Genomic DNA, 3,022 nt, shown 5'->3' with positions numbered 1-3,022 from the left:
GCCCAGCGGGAGCGAGCTCCCTCGCCACGGGAATGCGCAGCGGATCCGGATTACAGCTTCAACTGCCAAATCGCCCTGTTCAACTCACCCGCCAGCGTCGCCAGTTCATCGCTGGTGGTGGCCGAATCCACGGTCTGGCGCACGGTATTTTCGGTCACGTCGCGGATACTCACCACGGCTCGGTTCATGTCCTCGGCCACATGGCTTTGCTGTTCGGCCGCGACCGCGATCTGCGTGTTGCTCTCGCGCATCTGCGCCACCGCCTCGGTGATCTGCAGCAACGCTTCGCCGGCCTCGCAAGCCTGTTGCACGCAGTCGTCAGCCTTGTGCGAGCTTTCCTGCATGAACTCCACCGCATCGCGGGTGCCTGCCTGCAAGGCCGACACCATGGCGGTAATCTCGTCGGTCGAGGTCTGCACCCGCTTGGCGAGGTTGCGGACCTCGTCGGCCACGACCGCAAAGCCCCGACCCATTTCGCCGGCTCGCGCTGCTTCGATGGCGGCGTTCAGCGCCAGCAGGTTGGTCTGCTCGGCGATGCTGTGGATCACGTTGACCACACCGTTGATCTTCTGGCTGTCTTCGGCCAGGCGCTGGATCATCTCGGCGGTCTGCTGCACGCCGGTGGAAAGCCCGGTGATCGATTGCTGCACGCGACTGACCACTTCCCGCCCGTTACCCGCCAGGATATCCGTGGTTTTCGACAGGTCGCGAGTGGCGCCGGCGTGCTGGGCGATGTGATAGACCGTGGCGGTCATTTCGTTGATGGCGGTGGCAGCCTGATCCGTTTCGCTCTGCTGGCCGAGCATGCCGTGGCGCACATCGCTCATGCTCGAAGCCAGGCGTGCCGCGCCACTGTCCAGCTGTCGGGCGGTGCTGGCAACGGTGTCGACCACCCGTTGGTAGCCGGCCTGCATGGCGTTGAACGCGGCGGCCATCTGGCCCACTTCGTCCTTGCAGGCCAAGGGCACGCGGGCGGAGAGGTCGCCGCTTTTCTCCACATGCAGCATCACGTCTTTCAACGTATTCAACTGGCTGAGCAGAAAACGGATCAATAGCTGCGATGCCCCCAACATCGCCAGCATCAGCAGCAACACGGCCACGGCATATTGGCTGAAGCGTTCACCGAACACCTGGCCCAGGCTGACCCCTCGGACCTGCTGTTCAAGGTGCATGGCATAAAGCACCAACAGCAAGGTAGTGACGAAGGCGACCGCATTGACCGCCCAGAATTTGTACTTCAGCGAGATATTGCTAAGCCAGGCACCCATGGAAGGTCTTCTCTGATAGCGGAAACAGTATTGGCAAGGTGCCATTATTCTGCTGCTGTTCAGGATGCTGGGTTTTGATGTGGGTCAATGGATATCAGGGAACCCTTGTGGGAGCGAGCCTGCTCGCGAAGGCGATCGATCTACTGCAGATAATCTGACTGACAGACCGCTTTCGCGAGCAGGCTCGCTCCCACAGGGGCCCATTGCGGTCAGGAAATTACCGGCAAGCCGAAAAACGCCCGCGCACACGCCGTGCTGTGGGCCGCCAGGTCTTCCTCGCTTTCGCCCCGGTGCAAGGCGACTTCACGCAATACGTCTGTCAGGTAGGCTGGCTCATTGCGACCGTTCTTGGGCTTTGGGCGCAGGGTGCGGGGCAGCAGATACGGGGCGTCGCTTTCGAGCATGAGCCGGCCACGGGGAATCTCCCGCACCAGCGGATGCAGATGGGTGCCGCGACGCTCATCGCAGATCCACCCGGTAATGCCGATGTGCAAGTCCAGGTCCAGGTAACTGAACAGCGCTTTTTTCTCACCGGTAAAACAATGCACCACCGCGGCAGGCAAGCGGTCGCGAAAATCCCGAAGAATTTCCAGCAGTCGCTGGTCGGCGTCGCGCTCATGGAGAAACACCGGCATTTGCAACTCCACGGCGAGCGCGAGGTGTTCTTCGAGGACTTTTTCCTGCTGCGGCCGGGGCGAGAAATCACGATTGAAATCCAACCCGCATTCACCCACTGCGCGCACGCGGTCCTGCTTGAGCAGGTCCTGCAAATGCCTGGCGCTGTCAGCCGTCCAGTCGCTGGCGCTGTGAGGGTGGATGCCGGCGGTGGAAAACAGCCGCGTTCCGTCTTCGTCAAGCTGCTGGCACAGTTCGAGAGCCTGTTCGCTGCCCTCGATGCTGGTGCCCGTCAATACCAACTGGCAGACCCCGGCGGCATAGGCGCGTTCAAGCACCGCCTGGTGTTTGTCAGCGAAACTGGGGTTGGTCAGGTTGACGCCGATATCGATGAGTTGCATGGTGCTACCTCGGCCCAAAGGCTGGAAAGCATATCAGAGCTGTAGATTTATAAGAAAAGCCAAGAACTACAATGGGTTGCGGCTGTCTGTTGAGGCCACGAGATAGGTCGGGGTGGTATCAATGCCATCGCTGTGCCAGTCTTTCGCACTTTTCAGCGCCCCACGGTGCTCTGTTTTGCCGAATCAACCACGGTTTGCCACCGGGTTGGCTCGGCAACATCCTTCCGGAGTGTGGATGGTTCGTCCCCAGGTATTGCTACTGCTGTGTTGCTCGCTGCTGTTGCCGATGGCGGCCGAAGCACGCCTGCCCGGACCGCTGCAAGTGGTGGCGCCGGGAACCGTGCGTGACCTGGCGCAGATCCGTAGCAGCCGGGTACTGAAGGTGTTGGTCAACCAGAGCCGCAACAGCTCCGGTGAGGTCCAGGGCCAGCCCATCGGCGTCGAATACCATCGCTTGCGGGCCTTCGAGCAATACCTCAATGGTCATGCTCGGGATGGCCAGGAAATCACCCTCAAGATTATCCCCAAGGCCAAGGACCAATTGCTCGGCGCGCTGCAGCGCGGGGAAGGGGACCTGGTGGCGCCAGGCGAATTGCTTGAGCCGCAAGCCGGCCATGCGGTCGCCGCCAGTGAGCCGATACGCACCGATGTGCCGTTGCTGCTGGTGGGGATCAAGGGCGAAAAGCGTTATTCGCGCGTGGAGCAGTTGTCCGGCAAGAGCCTGGGGGGGCCCAACGG

The 3,022-nt window shown here is 61.5% G+C and carries 2 protein-coding genes and 1 pseudogene; 1 reads left to right on the top strand and 2 read right to left on the bottom strand.

Translation table 11 applies throughout. The features are described from left to right. Positions 1–50 precede the first annotated feature (50 nt). Together ACE04F_RS23950 and ACE04F_RS23945 are read right to left on the bottom strand one after the other, a co-directional pair. On the bottom strand, positions 51–1,268 hold the full coding sequence (locus tag ACE04F_RS23950) for a methyl-accepting chemotaxis protein (RefSeq protein WP_486110187.1): 1,218 nt from the start codon (positions 1,266–1,268) through the stop codon (positions 51–53). A gap of 209 nt (positions 1,269–1,477) precedes the next feature. After that, a complete protein-coding gene (locus ACE04F_RS23945; RefSeq protein ID WP_486110186.1) occupies positions 1,478–2,284 on the bottom strand; it encodes a TatD family hydrolase in 807 nt (268 codons plus the stop codon). A 235-nt stretch (positions 2,285–2,519) separates the two neighbouring features. Between ACE04F_RS23945 and ACE04F_RS23940 the strand changes: the two are divergent. Next, positions 2,520–3,022 (top strand): annotated as a pseudogene (locus tag ACE04F_RS23940) (transglycosylase SLT domain-containing protein); the annotation flags it as partial.

This window comes from Pseudomonas sp. AGC41 (assembly GCF_057334555.1).
The sequence above is the reverse complement of the archived record's forward strand: the minus strand, read 5'-3'. Positions and strand labels throughout refer to the sequence as shown.